General features: G+C 62.4%; 9 protein-coding genes. 2 read left to right on the forward strand and 7 right to left on the reverse strand.

All coding sequences use genetic code 11. The features are described 5' to 3' along the window. The 7 genes from ACFVSI_RS08080 to rpoB form a co-directional block, all read right to left on the reverse strand. Positions 1 to 3,744 (reverse strand): hypothetical protein, encoded by a 3,744-nt coding sequence (locus ACFVSI_RS08080; RefSeq protein WP_387821709.1) that lies wholly within the window; start codon positions 3,742 to 3,744, stop codon positions 1 to 3. A gap of 624 nt (positions 3,745 to 4,368) precedes the next feature. After that, positions 4,369 to 5,559, reverse strand: a complete 1,191-nt coding sequence (tuf, locus tag ACFVSI_RS08085; protein WP_144659414.1) for an elongation factor Tu — start codon at positions 5,557 to 5,559, stop codon at positions 4,369 to 4,371. A gap of 231 nt (positions 5,560 to 5,790) precedes the next feature. After that, positions 5,791 to 7,905 (reverse strand): elongation factor G, encoded by a 2,115-nt coding sequence (gene fusA / locus ACFVSI_RS08090; RefSeq protein WP_144659413.1) that lies wholly within the window; start codon positions 7,903 to 7,905, stop codon positions 5,791 to 5,793. A gap of 69 nt (positions 7,906 to 7,974) precedes the next feature. Further along, positions 7,975 to 8,445 carry a 30S ribosomal protein S7 gene (gene rpsG / locus ACFVSI_RS08095; RefSeq protein ID WP_003803829.1) on the reverse strand — a complete coding sequence of 157 codons (471 nt, stop codon included), beginning with the start codon at positions 8,443 to 8,445 and terminating at the stop codon, positions 7,975 to 7,977. Between the two features lies 1 nt (position 8,446). Beyond that, positions 8,447 to 8,821 carry a 30S ribosomal protein S12 gene (rpsL, locus tag ACFVSI_RS08100; protein ID WP_009358312.1) on the reverse strand — a complete coding sequence of 125 codons (375 nt, stop codon included), beginning with the start codon at positions 8,819 to 8,821 and terminating at the stop codon, positions 8,447 to 8,449. Positions 8,822 to 9,245: 424 nt separating this feature from the next. Then, positions 9,246 to 13,145 (reverse strand): DNA-directed RNA polymerase subunit beta', encoded by a 3,900-nt coding sequence (locus ACFVSI_RS08105; RefSeq protein ID WP_387821714.1) that lies wholly within the window; start codon positions 13,143 to 13,145, stop codon positions 9,246 to 9,248. Positions 13,146 to 13,249: 104 nt separating this feature from the next. After that, entirely contained in the window at positions 13,250 to 16,756 is a 3,507-nt protein-coding gene (gene rpoB, locus ACFVSI_RS08110; protein WP_144659411.1) for a DNA-directed RNA polymerase subunit beta, read from the reverse strand. A 408-nt stretch (positions 16,757 to 17,164) separates the two neighbouring features. On the opposite strand from rpoB, the gene ACFVSI_RS08115 reads away from it, so the two are divergent. Both ACFVSI_RS08115 and ACFVSI_RS08120 read left to right on the forward strand, forming a co-directional pair. After that, entirely contained in the window at positions 17,165 to 18,364 is a 1,200-nt protein-coding gene (locus ACFVSI_RS08115) for an acetyl-CoA C-acetyltransferase (protein WP_387821717.1), read from the forward strand. Next, positions 18,364 to 18,846, forward strand: coding sequence for an aminoacyl-tRNA deacylase (locus ACFVSI_RS08120; protein ID WP_387821720.1), 483 nt, complete (start codon positions 18,364 to 18,366; stop codon positions 18,844 to 18,846). The genes ACFVSI_RS08115 and ACFVSI_RS08120 overlap by 1 nt, the downstream gene beginning before the upstream one ends. The last annotated feature ends 116 nt before the right edge of the window (positions 18,847 to 18,962 follow it).

Raw genomic sequence — 18,962 nt, forward strand, 5'->3', positions numbered from 1 at the left:
CTATCGGATACCGTCGACCCCCTGCGGGGCCGCGGGGTGGTCCCCAATGTCGGGCTGGTCTCCGGGACCAGACGGCTTTCGGTTCAAGCGCCAGACGGCGAGGACGATGAGTCCCACCGCAACCAGCGCAAGCATCGCGAAGGCGTAGGTCCGGAGGGCCCACATGATGCTCAGCACCACGCCGACGGCCCCCCAAACCACTGGTATGCGATCGGCTACGACAAGACCCGCCGCGAGCAGCAGCACGTGGGCCACCAGAACGTACAACTGCTGGGCCGTTGTACCGCCAAAGATGGTCGCGAGCGATGTCAACGACAGAAGCCCTGCCCCCGCGCACAGTCGCCACAATCCATCCCGGTGCTGGCCTTTGATATAGCGCAGCCCTGCCATAACAGCAGCTGCTGCCACGTACCACTGCACTGTCCAGAACCAGTCCGGCCTGGCCCCGTCCGCAAACAGGACCGCCCGTTGCAGTGCGGCAACGGAGACCAACGCCGCCACTTCGCCGGCGAGCCATTTGCCCTGTGGAACCTCAGCCACCACCAGCACGCCCAGCGCGGACATGAGCCCGAAGGCGGCCAAGGATGTTTCGTCACGCCCCATTCCGACAACAGCCGACGACGCGAGAGCCACAGCAGTCGTGGCAGCCAGGGCCCGCTGCCGCCCGAGTTCGCTTCTGATGGCCGGACCACCAAACGCCTTCATGGCGTAAAGGAGCACAGCGGAACCCGCGGCACCCACAAGCCAAGGGGTATAGGCCGTCCAGACGCCGGGCGGCAGGCCCTCCAGCAAACCTCCGACGGCGGGTACCGCACCAAGCGGCACGGACGGAGCCGCCGCTGCGTACAGGGCAGGCACGCGTTCCAGGTGCGAGGCCGCAAACAGGACGAGCGCCAGCACAAGGGCGGACAGACCGCTGAGTCCGGGGGAAACAGCCAGGGCCAACAGTCCGCCGGTGACCACCATGGCCAGCGAGGAAACCAACCAGAACCAGCGCGTGAGGACGTTCACCCCTGAAGTCCCTACCGGTCGGGCTGCGATCCTGGTCCGGCCGACAACAAGCGCCAGAGCCAGACCCAGCAAAACTACGGGAACCTGGGATTTGTCCAATAGAGGTTGATAGAGCCAGGTGGCAGACGGGAAGCGCAGCGCCGGACCTGCTGCGAGCACTCCCCCGATGACCGCAACGACCCCAAGGTATGCGCAGAGAATCCCGGCCAAACCCCTCGCAGCCAACAAACGCGAAGCCAAAGCGGCACACGCCGGGACGATGACCAAGCCGAGCAGGACCACCCAACGGCCACCGCCGTCGTAATCCCCGGCCGCCAAGTAGGCCAGCGGCAGGAGGAGTTGGGCACCCAACGTTGCCACGAAAGTGCCGCCTTGGAAGGCGATGTCCACGGTGAACGAGCGCAGGAGCAACGTCACACCGTGCTGCACCAACAGGACCACAGTTAGGGCGATGGTTGCAGCGGTCGATGATTCTGTGGCGTCGAACACCACTAGTCCCACGAAGGCCGTGAACAGGACGCGGGCCCCGACCAGGTATCCCCCACGAAGAGTCCGGTCCCGAACGGTCCACGCCATGAGAGCGCCATAGGCCGCGAAGATTGCGAACAGGATCTCGACGTCTCGGACGCTACCCATCCGAAGGAGAAGAAGAAGTGCACACGCTGCTGGGGCGAAGAGCCACGCGCCTGGGTGGCGGCGCAGGACCACACCGCACAGAATCGCGGCAAGAGCGGTCGCCGACGCGGCAAGTCCGGGTTGCCAGCTGTTGTACAGGAAGGGTTGAACCACCCTGCCGCCCGTTGTGAGGACAATGGTGGCAGCGGCCATCACTCCAAGCACCGCGGCGGCGTCGATCATCGACGCCGCCGGGAACCGGCGCCGGCTGGATCCGCCCAAGGGCAGCGCCAATTGCAAAGCAGCCGCAAACACGAGCACCAAGGGCACTGTCGGCGTCTCACCCGCCAGGAGGACACGCCAGCCGTGCTCTCCTGCATCGGCGTAGGCTGATGCCGCCAGAAGGGTGCCACCGGCCCGAGCCAACCACCAGTACAGCTGCCGATGGAAGGAATGGGCAAGCCTCAGGGCAGTTGCGCAGAAGTAGGCCACGGCGACCACAAGAACCAGGTTTCCCAAGGCCACCGAAACGGCCGCAACCGCCAGGATTCCGGTCAGCAAGGCAGTCGACGGAGCCAGGATTTCGCCCACGGACAGGGTCCATGGAGTCGGTCCGAGTTGCGCAGTGCGGGTACCGTGGAGCAACAACATCCCCGATGCCACTCCCGCACCCAGGGCCCACAGCAGCGCCGTGGCGACGAAGGTGCGGCCTGGGGTGTCATCAAACACCGGCAGCACCAGGAGTCCCGCCATTGCAGCTCCACCGAACCCCGCCACGGAAGACTGCGGCGCCAGAACCCGGGTTCCACTGGGTGCCAGCACCGCATTCACCAACTGCTGCACCGCTGCCGCGGCCACGAACGCCACCACTGAGAAGGCCACCCTGTCCGGGCTGCCTTCGAACAGGGCAGCCACGGCGGCCGGGGCAGCAATCGTCAGGGCGATCCGTCCGGCAAGGACAAGCTGCCGGCGATAGTCGGTCGTGGCAATCGTCAACAGGAACCAGAAAAACGCGGCGGAAATCAGGAGAGTGGCGACAGGCCAAGCACCCAGCCACGCACTGAACGCCAAGGCCGCTACAAGGACACCCGCGGGGGCAAACTCAACACCGTTGCGCAGCTTCAAGCCCAGCATCATGGCAGTCAGCATGGTCACCGCCAATGGAAGGTGGGCAGGCAATTCGAAGGCGCCAAGCCCCAGCACTACCGTCAGGACGCTGGAGGCAACCAACTGCAGGGCCAGGCAGGACACAGAATCGTTCCACCAGAGACGCGGAGCAAACCTCGCACCTGCGACGGCCACCCCGAGGGCTTGGACACCCAGGCAAAGGACGGCGGCAAAAAGCACCGTACTGACATCGGCCGTGAGATCCCAGACCAGCCCCGCTAGCGCCAGGGTCAAGGCAAGCCGCGCAGCATAAACATGCTGGACCCTGTGCCGCGCCCGTGGGATGGCACCCATGACGGCGAAGTAGCTGCCACACATCAGCATGACAAGCGCGTACTCCCCCTTTGCCAGGAGGTGCGGAGTCAAGGTCACGGCCAACGCAACCAACGGCACAACGTACGGATGCAGCGTCATCAACGGGCGAACGTACAAGGGCGGTATCCAGCGTGGCCGCAGCAGTGCTGCCAGTGTGAGGAGTACGGCAACACCGATCAGGGCCGTGAAGTACCAAACCAGTGCTCCGCCGAGTATGGAGACACCGGACCACGCGGTGGAAACCACGAAGCTGAGCGACAAGTAGGCCAAGACCCTGTTGTCCAACCTCACCGCCGTATAGGCATAAAGGGCGGTTCCCAGCAACGATGTGACCAACCATGCGGCGGGGCCACTGTGGAGCGCAAAGTTGTACATGGCAAGGCCGGTGACCGGAATGAGCGCAAGTCCTGTTCCTACGAATGCCGTAGCCGCGGGTCGCAAGCGCAGGACCTTGGCATGGATGACCAGTCCGGACACGTAGAACAGCGCCGTGATAAGCCAGATGCCTGCAAAGCGGAAGAACTCCGGAAGGCTGGTTCCCACGAACAATGCTCCTGCGGCAACCAGCAGGAGGCTGGCGACATAGAGGGTGATATTGATGTTCTGCTGGTCCCGCTTTGCCTTGCGTGCTGCCACCTCCGCCGGTGATTCCCGTGTGACGGGCGGGCCCTGTACGGCAAAACCGACTGCGGCGGGCGGAAGCGGGGCGGATGGGAGCTGCGAGGATAGGAGCGGACCCGGCTGAAGTGGAGCTGGCCGGGCAGGCGCTGGCTGTGCGGGAGCCGGGCGGGCCGGAACCGGGCGCACCGGCTGCGTCGGCGGTGGGACACTCCCCTGCCGTTTGGCCTCCGCGTCCCGCCATCCAGCCATATGCCCCGCCAGGAAACCCGCATGGTAGGACTGTGGATCCACGGTTCCGGAAGCTTCGGCGTTCCGAAGCGGAGTTTTGCGGCCCTGCCTCCGGCCCACGGCGTTACTGACAACAGCAGTTATGGCAAGCAGCATCACAATCAGCAGGGCGTTCACGGCAACTCCTCGGGGCTACTGGCAGTCGGGCGTCAGCCAGCTAGAGAGCAAAACAACGCGGGGTCACTTATGGCCCATAAAGGGTCTCCCAAAGGGCCATAAATGACCCCGCGTTGCATTTTTATCCATTCGATAGATAAATGATAGCAAAGAAGAACCCCACCGCAGAAGCGATGGGGTTCTTCCGAGCAATCTACCGGCTATGCCGGGAAATCACCGATCTACAAGCAATGACTACTTGATGATCTTGGTGACACGTCCCGAACCAACGGTGCGGCCGCCTTCACGGATAGCGAAGCCGAGGCCCTCTTCCATAGCGATCGGCTGGATGAGCGCAACGGTCATCTCAGTGTTGTCGCCAGGCATAACCATTTCCGTGCCTTCCGGCAGGGTGATAACGCCGGTTACGTCCGTGGTACGGAAGTAGAACTGCGGGCGGTAGTTGGAGTAGAACGGGTTGTGACGTCCGCCTTCGTCCTTGGACAGGATGTAGACGTTTGCCTCGAAGTCGGTGTGCGGGGTGATGGAACCCGGCTTGACGACAACCTGGCCACGCTCGACATCGTCGCGCTTCAGACCACGGAGCAGGAGGCCACAGTTCTCGCCGGCCCATGCTTCGTCGAGCTGCTTGTGGAACATCTCGATACCGGTAACCGTGGTCTTCTGGACCGGGCGGATGCCGACGATCTCGACCTCGGAGTTGATGGCGAGGGTTCCACGCTCGGCGCGGCCCGTAACAACGGTGCCACGACCGGTGATCGTGAAGACGTCTTCGATCGGCATCAGGAACGGCTTGTCGCGGTCACGTACGGGGTCCGGAACGGACTCGTCGACAGCTGCCATCAGGTCCTGGACGGACTTGACCCAAACCGGGTCGCCTTCCAGAGCCTTGAGGCCGGAAACGCGAACAACCGGAGCCTCATCGCCATCGAAGCCCTGCGAGCTCAGGAGCTCACGAACTTCCATTTCGACGAGGTCGAGGAGTTCTTCGTCATCAACCATGTCGGACTTGTTCAGTGCGACCAGCAGGTAGGGAACACCAACCTGGCGGGCGAGCAGAACGTGCTCACGGGTCTGAGCCATCGGACCATCGGTTGCGGCAACCACGAGGATTGCGCCGTCCATCTGGGCAGCACCGGTGATCATGTTCTTGATGTAGTCAGCGTGACCCGGGGCGTCTACGTGTGCGTAGTGGCGCTTCTCGGTCTGGTACTCCACGTGGGAGATGTTGATGGTAATACCGCGCTGGCGCTCTTCCGGAGCGGAGTCGATCGACGCGAAGTCGCGCTGCTCGTTGAGATCCGGGTACTGGTCGTACAGCACCTTGGAAATGGCGGCAGTCAGCGTCGTCTTACCGTGGTCAACGTGACCAATGGTGCCGATGTTGACGTGCGGCTTAGTCCGCTCGAACTTTGCCTTTGCCACAGGTTCCTCCTAGAACGATTTCAAGTGAAGTGCTCCTCGGCCGCGCTTTTCGCGGCAGAAACTTTAGCAAGTCTACTTGGGGGCTTGGTTTTGATGAAATTGCAGATTCAGGAACCAATGATAGTTCCTCGAGTCTGTTTGCGCAGGGGCCGGGCTGCGGCTCTCGCCACAGCCCCGCCTCATGCGCTTAGATGCCTTCCCGATACCGGAATTGCATCCGTTACCGGGAGATTACTCGCCGCGGGTTTTCTGGATGATCTCGTCGGCTACTGCCTTCGGGACCTCCGCGTAGCTGTTGAACGTCATGGAGTACACAGCGCGACCCTGGGTCTTGGACCGCAGGTCACCGATGTAGCCGAACATGCCGGACAGCGGAACGTGTGCACGAATAACCTTCACACCTGCTGCGTCTTCCATGGACTGCATCTGGCCACGGCGGGCGTTCAGGTCACCAATAACATCACCCATGTATTCCTCAGGTGTGCGGACCTCAACATCCATCAGCGGTTCAAGCAGAACAGGGTTCGCCTTGCGTGCAGCTTCCTTGAAAGCCATACGTCCGGCGATCTTGAACGCCATTTCCGAAGAGTCAACATCGTGGGACGCGCCGTCGATCAGCGTGGCCTTGATGCCGACAACCGGGTAACCGGCCAGGACGCCGTCGTTCAGTGCATCCTGGATACCGGCGTCGACAGACGGGATGTATTCGCGCGGAACGCGGCCACCAGTGACCTTGTTCTCGAACTCGTACAGTTCGCCCGAAGCGGTGTCCATCGGTTCGATCGCAATCTGGATCTTTGCGAACTGACCCGAACCACCGGTCTGCTTCTTGTGCGTGTAGTCATGACGCTCGACTGCGCGCTTGATGGTTTCGCGGTAAGCAACCTGCGGCTTGCCGACGTTTGCCTCGACCTTGAATTCGCGGCGCATGCGGTCCACCAGGATGTCCAGGTGGAGCTCGCCCATGCCGGCGATGATGGTCTGGCCCGTGTCTTCGTTGAGGGAGACCTGGAAGGTCGGGTCCTCAGCGGAGAGCTTCTGGATGGCCGTGGAGAGCTTCTCCTGGTCACCCTTGGTGTTGGGCTCGATGGCAACCGAGATCACGGGCTCCGGGAAGCTCATGGATTCGAGGACGATCTGGTTGTTGGCATCGCACAGGGTGTCGCCCGTGGTGGTGTCCTTCAGACCGATGGCTGCGTAGATGTGGCCGGCGGTAGCGCCCTCAACGGGCATTTCCTTGTTGGCGTGCATCTGGAACAGCTTGCCGATACGTTCCTTCTTGCCCTTGGTGGAGTTGACCACCTGGGCGCCGGCCTCAACGTGACCGGAGTACACGCGGACGAAGGTCAGCTGACCGAAGAACGGGTGCGCAGCAATCTTGAAGGCGAGGGCCGAGAACGGCTCGTCAGCAGAAGGCTTACGGGTGAGTTCCTTCTCTTCGTCGCGGGGATCGTGACCGATCATCGGCGGGACGTCGAGCGGGTTCGGCAGGAAGTCGACAACAGCGTCAAGCATCGGCTGGACACCGCGGTTCTTGAAGGCAGAGCCACAGAACACGGGGTACAGCTCGGAGTTGATGGTCATCTTGCGGATGCCGGCCTTGAGTTCCTCAAGGGTGAGTTCTTCACCTTCGAGGTACTTCTCCATGAGTTCTTCGGAAGCCTCGGCCACAGTCTCAACGAGCTGTGCACGGTACTCCTCGGCCTTGGCCTGGAGGTCCGCCGGGATTTCCTGCACTTCGTAGGAAGCGCCCATGGTGACGTCACCCTTTGCGTCGCCAGGCCAAACCAGGGCGCGCATTTCGAGGAGGTCAACCACACCGATGAAGTCGTTCTCGGCACCGATCGGCAGCTGCATGACCAGCGGCTTGGCACCAAGGCGGGAAATGATGGTGTCTACGGTGAAGTAGAAGTCGGCACCCAGCTTGTCCATCTTGTTGACGAAGCAGATACGCGGCACGTTGTACTTGTCAGCCTGGCGCCAAACAGTCTCGGACTGCGGCTCCACGCCTTCCTTGCCGTCGAACACTGCGACTGCGCCGTCGAGGACGCGCAGGGAGCGCTCAACCTCGACCGTGAAGTCCACGTGGCCCGGGGTGTCGATGATGTTGATCTGGTTCTGGTTCCAGAAGCAAGTCACGGCGGCAGACGTGATGGTGATGCCGCGTTCCTTTTCCTGTTCCATCCAGTCGGTCGTCGAGGCGCCGTCGTGCGTCTCGCCGATCTTGTGGTTCACACCCGTGTAGAACAGGATGCGCTCGGTAGTGGTGGTCTTGCCGGCATCGATGTGGGCCATGATGCCGATATTGCGGACCTTGTTAAGGTCGGTAAGCACGTCCTGTGCCACGGGGTCTCCCTTTCGGATGGACTACACGTCCGCCGCCGGCTCTGTGGAGCCGGCGGCGTTCGGGAAGTTTTACCAGCGGTAGTGTGCGAAGGCCTTGTTCGACTCGGCCATCTTGTGGGTGTCTTCGCGACGCTTGACAGCGGCACCGAGACCGTTCGAGGCATCCAGGATTTCGTTCTGGAGGCGCTCGGTCATGGTCTTCTCCCGGCGGGCCTTGGAGTAGCCCACGAGCCAACGCAGAGCGAGGGCGGTGGAGCGACCCGGCTTGACCTCAACCGGAACCTGGTAGGTGGCGCCACCAACACGGCGTGAACGCACCTCGAGGGAAGGCTTGACGTTGTCCATGGCCTTCTTGAGAGCGGCAACGGGGTCGCCGCCGGACTTGGCACGTGCACCTTCGAGGGCACCGTAAACGATGCGCTCTGCGGTGGACTTCTTGCCGTCAACCAGAACCTTGTTGATCAGCTGCGTGACCAACGGGGAGCCGTAAACGGGATCGGAAACTAGCGGCCGCTTCGGGGCCGGACCCTTGCGAGGCATATTACTTCTTCTCCATCTTTGCGCCGTAACGGCTGCGGGCCTGCTTGCGGTTCTTGACACCCTGGGTGTCGAGTGCGCCACGGACAATCTTGTAGCGGACACCCGGGAGGTCCTTCACACGACCACCACGGACGAGCACGATGGAGTGCTCCTGGAGGTTGTGGCCAACACCGGGGATGTAAGCGGTAACTTCCACGCCACCGTTGAGGCGCACACGTGCCACCTTACGAAGAGCCGAGTTCGGCTTCTTGGGGGTGGTGGTGTAAACGCGGGTGCAAACACCGCGACGCATCGGGCTGCCCTTCAGCGCGGGAGCCTTGGTCTTGGAGACCTTCGGCGTGCGGCCCTTGCGGACCAGCTGGTTAATCGTAGGCACTTTCGTGTTCTCCGTTGTTTGATCTCTGCCCCCACACACGGGCGCCAGCCTGTGTGAACGTGGGAACTTTGGCGTTGCTCGTGCAGCCGGCCGAAAACTCCGGTAGGCGTGCAAAAGTGCGGCATTCGTTGCGCATGTTGCCCGCAACCCGGAAACAGGCTCCACCCAGCACCATGAGAACAAAACCAAAATGATGCTGCGGCGGCCTTCATCCACTGCCACACAGAACAATTACCAAAAGTCTAGCACGGCTTGATCTGGAGCCTTAATCGGGTGTATGGAGGACGACGGCGGAACGCGGCTGCCGCCGTCGTCCTCCTACTCCCCCGGTCAGCCGGGCAGCATCCTGCCGTTAACGAACCGGGCCCCGCACTCGCAAAGAGTACGGGGCCCGGTTGTCACTCAGTGACTACTGCCGAACGGATCAGCGGAAGTCGTTGCCGAGATCGTAGTCATCCAGCGGGATGGCGTGGAACTCGGGAGCGCCGTCGCCACCCAGGGCGTCATAGGAGAAGTCGGTGAAAGCGCTGGGGCCCGTGAACAGGCTTGCCTTTGCTTCTTCCGTCGGCTCCACAGTGACCTCTGTGTAGCGGGGCAGACCCGTACCGGCCGGGATGAGCTTACCGATGATGACGTTTTCCTTCAGGCCGAGCAGAGGATCGCTCTTGCCTTCCATGGCCGCCTGCGTCAGGACGCGGGTGGTCTCCTGGAAGGAAGCGGCCGACAGCCAGGACTCGGTAGCCAAGGAAGCCTTGGTGATACCCATGAGTTCCGGACGACCCGATGCCGGGGACTTGCCCTCGGACACCACGCGACGGTTCTCGTCCTCGAAGCGGGCGCGCTCTGCCAGCTCACCGGGGAGCAGGTCGGAGTCGCCGGACTCGATGACAGTCACGCGGCGCAGCATCTGGCGGACGATAACCTCGACGTGCTTGTCGTGGATACCAATACCCTGGCTGCGGTACACGCCCTGCACTTCGTCCACGAGGAACTTCTGTGCCGCACGAGGACCCATGATGCGCAGAACCTGCTTCGGGTCCACCGGACCGTTGATCAGCTTCTGGCCGACGCTGACGTGCTCGCCATCTTCGATGAGGAGGCGTGAACGGCGCAGTACCGGGTAGGCGATCTCTTCGGAACCATCGTCCGGAGTGATCACCAGGCGCATCTGACGCTCGGACTCTTCGATGGTGATGCGGCCGGCTGCTTCAGCAATCGGTGCGACACCCTTCGGAGTACGGGCTTCGAAGAGCTCCTGGATACGGGGCAGACCCTGGGTGATGTCGTCGCCACCACCGGCAGAAACAGCACCACCGGTGTGGAACGTACGCATGGTCAGCTGGGTACCGGGCTCACCGATGGACTGCGCGGCGATGATGCCCACGGCCTCGCCGATGTCCACGGTCTTGCCGGTGGCCAGCGAACGGCCGTAGCACAGTGCACAGGTGCCGACCTTGGACTCACAGGTGAGTACGGAGCGGACCTTGACCTCGGTGATGCCTGCAGCCAGCAGCTGGTCGATGACGACGTCGCCGCAGTCGGTACCGGCCGGAGCCAGGACGTTGCCCTGGGCATCGACGACGTCGACAGCCAGCGTACGTGCGTAGGCGCTGTTCTCGACGTTCTCGTCCAGGACGAGCTCACCGTTGGAATCCGGCACGGCGATCGGGGTGACCAGACCGCGCTCAGTGCCACAGTCCTCTTCACGGACGATGACGTCCTGCGAAACGTCCACCAGACGACGGGTCAGGTAACCCGAGTTGGCGGTACGCAGAGCGGTATCGGCCAGACCCTTACGGGCACCGTGCGTGGCGATGAAGTATTCCAGCACCGACAGGCCCTCACGGTAGGAGGACTTGATCGGACGCGGGATGATCTCACCCTTCGGGTTGGCCACAAGACCACGGATACCCGCGATCTGGCGGACCTGCATCCAGTTACCACGTGCACCGGAGGACACCATGCGGTTGATGGTGTTCATCGGGGACAGGCTGTCGCGCATCGCCTGGGCGATCTCGTTGGTTGCCTTGTTCCAGATCTCGATCAGTTCCTGGCGACGCTCGTCGTCGTCGATCAGGCCCTTGTCGTACTGGCCCTGGATCTTGGCGGCCATGCCCTCGTAACCGGCAAGGATGCCCGGCTTGGAGGACGGAACCTCGATGTCCGAGATAGCAACCGTGACACCCGAACGCGTGGCCCAGTAGAAACCTGCGTCCTTCAGGTTGTCCAGCGTTGCCGCCGTAACAACCTTAGGGTAGCGCTCTGCGAGGTCGTTGACGATCCGGGACAGTTCGCCCTTGTCCGCAACAGCCTCAACCCAGGGGTAGTCCTCAGGCAGGGTCTGGTTGAAGATGACCTGGCCGAGGGAGGTTTCAACGAGAGCCGGCTGACCGGGCTCCCAACCTTCCGGAGCTTCCCAACCTGCGAACGGCACGAAGTCGTCCAGTCGGATCTTGACCTGGGAGTTCAGGTGCAGCTCACGGGCGTCGTACGCCATGATTGCTTCCGAAACCGAGGAGAAGATGCGGCCTTCGCCGGCGGAACCGACGCGCTTGGTGGTCAGGTGGTACAGACCGATGATCATATCCTGCGAAGGCAGGGTCACCGGACGGCCATCGGACGGCTTCAGGATGTTGTTCGAGGACAGCATCAGGATGCGTGCTTCGGCCTGGGCTTCCGGGCTCAGCGGCAGGTGGACTGCCATCTGGTCGCCGTCGAAGTCAGCGTTGAAGGCGCCACAAACCAGCGGGTGAAGCTGGATTGCCTTGCCTTCCACAAGCTGCGGTTCGAAGGCCTGGATGCCGAGGCGGTGCAGGGTAGGTGCACGGTTGAGCAGCACTGGGTGTTCGGTGATGATCTCTTCCAGCACGTCCCAGACCTGCGGACGGTAACGCTCGACCATGCGCTTTGCCGACTTGATGTTCTGGGCGTGGTTGAGGTCAACCAGGCGCTTCATCACGAACGGCTTGAAGAGCTCCAGGGCCATCTGCTTGGGCAGACCACACTGGTGCAGCTTCAGCTGCGGGCCGACGACGATGACCGAACGGCCGGAGTAGTCGACGCGCTTGCCGAGCAGGTTCTGGCGGAAACGACCCTGCTTGCCCTTGAGCATGTCGCTCAGGGACTTCAGCGGACGGTTGCCCGGACCCGTGACGGGGCGGCCACGACGACCGTTGTCGAAGAGGCTGTCAACAGCTTCCTGAAGCATGCGCTTCTCGTTGTTGACGATGATCTCCGGAGCACCGAGGTCAAGCAGGCGCTTGAGGCGGTTGTTGCGGTTGATCACACGACGGTAGAGGTCGTTGAGGTCGGAGGTCGCGAAGCGGCCACCATCGAGCTGGACCATCGGGCGCAGTTCCGGCGGGATCACCGGGACGGCGTCGAGGACCATGCCCAGCGGGCTGTTGTTGGTGGTCAGGAATGCGTTGACAACCTTCAGGCGCTTCAGGGCACGCGTCTTGCGCTGGCCCTTGCCGTTCTGGATGGTGTCGCGCAGGGCCTCGGCCTCAGCCTGCATGTCGAAGGTTTCGAGGCGCTTCTTGATGGCCTCGGCACCCATGGAGCCCTCGAAGTACAGACCGTAGCGGTCGCGCAGTTCGCGGTAAAGGCCTTCGTCACCTTCAAGGTCAGCGACCTTGAGGTTCTTGAAGCGGTCCCAGACCTGCTCAAGGCGCTCGATGTCGGCGTCGGCACGCTTGCGGACGTTCGCCATCTGGCGGTCTGCGGAGTCGCGGGCCTTCTTCTTGTCGGCAGCCTTGGCGCCTTCGCCTTCAAGACGGGCAAGCTCGTCTTCAAGGTCGCGGGCGATGGTGGCGATGTCGCTGTCGCGGTTGTCGATCATCTGCTTCTTCTCGAGGTCGTGCTCAACCTGGAGGTTCGGCAGTTCGGCGTGACGGCTTTCGGTGTCAACGCTGGTGATCATGTAGGCAGCGAAGTAGATGACCTTCTCAAGGTCCTTCGGTGCCAGGTCCAAAAGGTAGCCCAAGCGCGAGGGAACGCCCTTGAAGTACCAGATGTGGGTTACGGGCGCGGCCAGTTCGATGTGGCCCATGCGCTCACGGCGCACCTTGGCGCGGGTGACTTCAACGCCACAACGCTCACAAATGATGCCCTTGAAGCGGACGCGCTTGTACTTGCCGCAGTAGCATTCCCAGTCGCGGGACGGGCCGAAGATCTTCTCGCAGAAGAGGCCGTCCTTCTCGGGCTTGAGCGTGCGGTAGTTGATGGTTTCCGGCTTCTTGACCTCACCGTAAGACCAGCCGCGGATGTCTTCCGCGGTGGCGAGGCCGATCTGCATGAGGCCGAAGGAGGATTCGCTGGACATATGGTCCCTGTTCTCTCTTGTTCTCTAAATTCTGAAGTCTTGGTTACGGGAAGAGGGAGCTGATCCGGCGGACAGTGGTTGAGCACCGCCCGCCGGAACCGCTGCTAGACCTCTTCTACGGAACTGGGCTCTGCACGGGACAGATCAATACCCAGTTCTTCCGCAGCCGTGAAGACTGCGTCATCAGAGTCACGCATCTCGATAGTGGTTCCGTCCGTGGAAAGAACTTCCACGTTCAGGCACAACGACTGCATTTCCTTGATCAAGACCTTGAAGGACTCGGGAACGCCAGGCTCAGGGATGTTCTCGCCCTTGACGATGGCTTCGTAGACCTTCACACGACCGTGGATGTCATCCGACTTGATCGTGAGGAGTTCCTGAAGCGTGTAGGCAGCGCCATAAGCTTCGAGCGCCCACACTTCCATTTCACCGAAGCGCTGGCCACCGAACTGTGCCTTACCACCCAGCGGCTGCTGCGTGATCATGGAGTACGGGCCGGTGGAGCGGGCGTGGATCTTGTCGTCCACCAGGTGGTGGAGCTTCAGGATGTACATGTAACCGACGGAGATCGGGTCCGGGAACGGCTCGCCCGAGCGGCCGTCGAACAGACGGGTCTTTCCGGAGGAATCGATCAGGCGGTCGCCGTCGCGGGTTACGTTGGTGGAGTCAAGCAGGCCAGTGATTTCTTCTTCACGGGCGCCATCGAACACCGGGGTGGCAACGGTGGTCTGGCCGGTTTCACGGGGCAGGTTCGGGAGGTTCTTGACCCACTCCGGCTCGCCTTCGATCTTCCAACCGGTCTTGGCAACCCAACCGAGGTGGGTTTCCAGAACCTGGCCAACGTTCATTCGACCCGGAACACCAAGCGGGTTCAGGACGATGTCCACCGGGGTACCGTCTGCAAGGAAGGGCATGTCCTCGACCGGAAGGATCTTGGAGATAACACCCTTGTTGCCGTGACGGCCGGCGAGCTTGTCGCCGTCGGTGATCTTGCGCTTGGCTGCAACGTAGACGCGGACCAGCTGGTTCACGCCCGGGGGCAGTTCGTCGTCGTTGTCGCGGTCGAAGACGCGCACGCCGATGACCGTACCGGACTCGCCGTGGGGCACCTTCAGGGAGGTGTCGCGGACTTCGCGGGACTTCTCACCGAAGATGGCGCGGAGAAGGCGCTCTTCCGGGGTCAGCTCGGTTTCACCCTTGGGGGTGACCTTGCCTACCAGGATGTCGCCTGCTTCAACCTCTGCACCGATGTGGATGATGCCGCGCTCGTCCAGGCCAGCCAGGACTTCCTCGGACACGTTGGGGATGTCACGGGTGATTTCCTCGGCACCAAGCTTGGTGTCGCGGGCATCGATTTCGTGCTCCTCGATGTGGATGGAGGAAAGGACGTCCTCAGCAACAATGCGCTGCGAAAGGATGATGGCGTCCTCGAAGTTGTGGCCTTCCCATGACATGAATGCCACGAGCAGGTTCTTTCCGAGGGCGAGCTCACCCTGGTCCGTTGCGGGACCGTCAGCGATGATGCCGCCAACCTCCAGGCGCTGGCCTTCGTTGACCAGAACACGGTGGTTGTAGCAGTTGCCCTGGTTGGAACGGGCGAACTTGTTGATGCGGTAGTTGGTCTCGGTGCCGTCGTCGTTGATCATGACAACGAGCTCGGCGGAAACCTCGGTGACCACACCTGCCTTCTTCGCGATGACAACGTCACCGGCGTCGACGGCTGCTGCGCGCTCCATGCCGGTGCCCACGAAAGGAGCTTCGGAACGGACCAGCGGCACGGCCTGGCGCTGCATGTTGGCACCCATGAGTGCACGGTTGGCATCGTCATGCTCGAGGAACGGGATCAGTGCCGTTGCAACGGACACCATCTGACGCGGGGAAACGTCCATGAACTGGACATCTGCAGCGGGAACCAGAACGGGCTCGCCTCCACCACCACGGGCACGGACAAGGACGGTCTCTTCGGAGAACTTCTTGTCAGCATCCAGCGGAGCGTTGGCCTGTGCGATCAGGACCTCGGCTTCGTCATCGGCCGTGAGGTATTCGACGTCGTCGGAGACAACACCGTTGGACACCTTGCGGTACGGGGTCTCGATGAAGCCGAACGGGTTGATGCGGCCGTAGGAAGCCAGCGAACCGATCAGACCGATGTTCGGGCCTTCAGGGGTTTCGATGGGGCACATACGTCCGTAGTGGGACGGGTGAACGTCTCGGACTTCCATGCCGGCGCGGTCACGGGACAGACCACCCGGGCCAAGTGCCGACAGGCGGCGCTTGTGGGTCAGACCCGAGAGCGGGTTGTTCTGGTCCATGAACTGGGACAGCTGGGACGTTCCGAAGAACTCCTTGATCGCTGCCACAACGGGACGGATGTTGATCAGCGTCTGCGGCGTAATGGCCTCGACGTCCTGCGTGGTCATGCGTTCGCGGACGACGCGTTCCATGCGGGACAGACCGGTGCGGACCTGGTTCTCGATCAGTTCGCCCACGGCGCGGATGCGACGGTTGCCGAAGTGGTCGATGTCATCGATGTCGACGCGGAGCTCGTGGTCTTCGCCGTCGCGCTTGCCCATGATGGTCTTCTCGCCGGCGTGCAGCGCAACGAGGAACTTGATCATGGCAACGATGTCTTCAACGTGCAGGACCGATGCTTCCTTGTCACCAAGGGAGCGGTCGATGCCGAGCTTGCGGTTGATCTTGTAACGGCCAACCTTGGCAAGATCGTAGCGCTTGGGGTTGAAGTACAGGTTGTCCAGCAGGGACTGGGCAGCCTCGACTGTGGGCGGCTCGCCCGGACGCAGCTTGCGGTAGATATCCAGAAGCGCGTCTTCGCGGGTTTCGGTGGCGTCCTTCTCCAGCGTCGCGCGCATGGAGTCGTACTGGCCGAACTCTTCCAGGATCTGGCCTTCGGTCCAGCCGAGGGCCTTCAGGAGAACCGTGACCGACTGCTTGCGCTTGCGGTCAAGGCGGACACCGACCTGGTCGCGCTTGTCGATTTCGAGTTCGAACCAAGCACCACGGGACGGGATGATCTTCGCGGTGAAGATGTCCTTGTCACTGGTCTTGTCAGCGGCGCGCTCGAAGTAGGCGCCCGGGGAACGGACCAGCTGGGAGACAACAACACGCTCGGTGCCGTTGACGACGAACGTACCCTTCTCAGTCATGAGGGGGAAGTCGCCCATGAACACGGTCTGCTGCTTGATTTCGCCCGTGTTGTTGTTCATGAACTCGGCCTTGACGTACAGCGGGGCCGAGTAGGTGGCGTCACGGTCTTTGCATTCGGCCATGGTGTACTTCGGATCAGCGAACTCCGGCTCGGAGAAGCTCAGGGACATGGTGCCCTGGAAGTCCTCGATAGGGGAGATCTCTTCGAAGATGTCGGCAAGTCCGGAGGTGGTGGCGACGCTGAGGTCGCCCTCCTCGACAGCCTTCGCTACCCGCGCCTGCCAGCGTTCGTTTCCGACGAGCCAGTCAAAGCTGTCCGTCTGCAGGGCGAGAAGATTCGGAACATCAAGGGGTTCGTGAATCTTTGCGAATGAGAGGCGACGGGTGGCACCATCGGTGCTTGCCGTGTTAGCGGTTTCGTTATTAGAGGTGCTCGAGGCGACCAAGAGGGATCCTTCCACAGACCTTCAGGCGTTTTCAGATCTCCCCCGTTTGCATTCCGCAGAGTGCTCTGCAGGATACTTAATCCGGTTCCGCTATATGACCCGGACCCAGCCCGTCCATGGCTGTACACGTTGAGTAACGGCACGTCAATGGCGCAGCTGAGAGGTAAAGCCCACCGCTATATGAAGGCTGAAGGTTAACAGGGAAGACGCAAATATCTACAATACGGCAAAGCAGCCTTCCTGTCTACCCCAGATTGTCCGTGATTGCAAGCACCGTTGCCACAGGCACCCAAAGCAGGGAAGGCTGCCACTGCCGGAATGCCCGGACCTCCCCCGCCGTTAAATGGTTAGGCCGGCGCACACACCGCGATAGCCTTGCTACACCACTCCCGGACCGGAAGAGAGACCATGAGCAACTCCGCCGACGACAATGATGTCGTCATTCTTGCCGCTTCCCGCACTCCGCAGGGCCGCCTCAACGGACAATTGGCGGGCTTGACCGCCGTCGAACTCGGCGCGCACGCAATTGGCGCCGCTCTTGCCGCAAGCGGCGTCAAAGCCGAACAAGTAGATGCCGTCATTATGGGGCAGGTGCTTCAGGCCGGCGCCGGACAGAACCCGGCACGCCAGAGTGCCATCGCCGCGGGCGTGGGCTGGAACATTCCTGCTGTGACCATCAACAAGGTCTGCCTGTCCGGCCTGACCGCAGTCATCGACGCGGCCCGTTTGATCCGCAGCGGAGACGCCACGGTGGTAGTGGCTGGCGGGCAGGAGTCGATGACGCGTGCCCCGCACCTGCTGCCGGGATCCCGCCAAGGCTGGACCTATGGATCCATCCAGGCCCTGGACGTTGCCGCCCACGACGGTCTTACTGACGCTTTCGACGGGCAGTCCATGGGATTGTCCACGGAAACCAAGAACGTCACACTCGGCATCGACCGCAAGGCCCAGGACGAAGTAGCGGCGGCTTCGCACCAGCGCGCCGCTGCGGCGATCGCCGACGGAATTTTCGACGTCGAAATCGCCCCCGTGCGGGTCAAGCAGCGCAAGGGTGATCCGCTGGTCCTCGCCACCGACGAAGGCGTCCGCCCGAACACCACCGTGGAAACCCTTGCTCCGCTGAAGGCTGCGTTCGCCACGGACGGCACCATCACGGCGGGGAACTCTTCTCCCCTGTCCGACGGCGCCTCCGCACTGGTGCTGACGAGTCGCCGGTTCGCCCGCGACAACGGGTTGAAGTACTTGGCAGTGGTGGGAAAGCCCGGACAGGTCGCCGGACCGGACAACTCGCTGCACTCCCAACCGTCCAACGCGATCGCACAGGCGCTGAAGCGTGCGGGCTGGACGGTAGAGGATCTGGACTTCATCGAGATCAACGAAGCTTTCGGCTCAGTTGCCGTGCAGTCGCTCAAGGACCTCGGTTATCCGCTGGAGAAGTGCAATGTCCACGGCGGTGCCATCGCTTTGGGGCATCCCATCGGAGCATCCGGCGCCCGGCTCGCGCTGCACGCCGCCCACGAGCTCAACCGCCGGGGAACGGGCAAGGCCGCGGTTTCCCTGTGCGGTGGCGGGGGCCAGGGCGAAGCTCTTCTGCTGTACCGCGACTGATGGCGGGCAATGTGGCCGACGGGGCCGAGCGTTTCCTTGCTGACGCCGCCGCGCGCGGACTGGACGTCGACGTCGTCGAGCGTCCGGCTGCGCGCAGCCTGGAAGAGGCGGCCGGCATCCTGGGCATTTCGCCTGCGGACATTGTGAAGTCCCTGGTAGTGAAGCACCGTGACGGGACGTTCTTGTTCGCCCTCATACCCGGTGACCGCCAGATCTCCTGGCCCAAACTGCGGGCCCTGGTGGGCGTGAACAAGCTGTCCCTACCGCCTGCGGACGTGGCCTTGGATGCCACCGGGTATGAACGCGGGACCATCACTCCCCTGGGGAGCACGACGCCGTGGCCGGTCTACGCGGACGCCACCATTGTTGGCCGCCGCATCTCCATGGGCGCCGGCGCACACGGGCGCAGCGCCTTCGTCGATGCCGATGCCCTGACCGCAGCCCTGGGCGCCGTGGTGGCGGACATCAGCGACCCGTCTTAAAGCGACGCAGGGCCACTTATGGCCCATAATCCCCTCCGGGATGGGCCATAAGTGACCCCGCGTTGCTGTTAAACGCAGGAAGCCCCGCCCGTTCCTTTGATTGGAACGGGCGGGGC

The organism is Paenarthrobacter sp. NPDC057981, from assembly GCF_042886835.1.
Taxonomy (GTDB): Bacteria; Actinomycetota; Actinomycetes; order Actinomycetales; family Micrococcaceae; genus Arthrobacter.

What these genes read in the sequence shown, in the direction of transcription:
- rpsG (WP_003803829.1), bottom strand. Translation starts at nt 8,445, where the DNA reads ATGCCTCGCAAGGGTCCGGCCCCGAAGCGGCCGCTAGTTTCCGATCCC.
- ACFVSI_RS08115 (WP_387821717.1), top strand. Translation starts at nt 17,165, where the DNA reads ATGAGCAACTCCGCCGACGACAATGATGTCGTCATTCTTGCCGCTTCC.
- ACFVSI_RS08105 (WP_387821714.1), bottom strand. Translation starts at nt 13,145, where the DNA reads ATGTCCAGCGAATCCTCCTTCGGCCTCATGCAGATCGGCCTCGCCACC.
- ACFVSI_RS08120 (WP_387821720.1), top strand. Translation starts at nt 18,364, where the DNA reads ATGGCGGGCAATGTGGCCGACGGGGCCGAGCGTTTCCTTGCTGACGCC.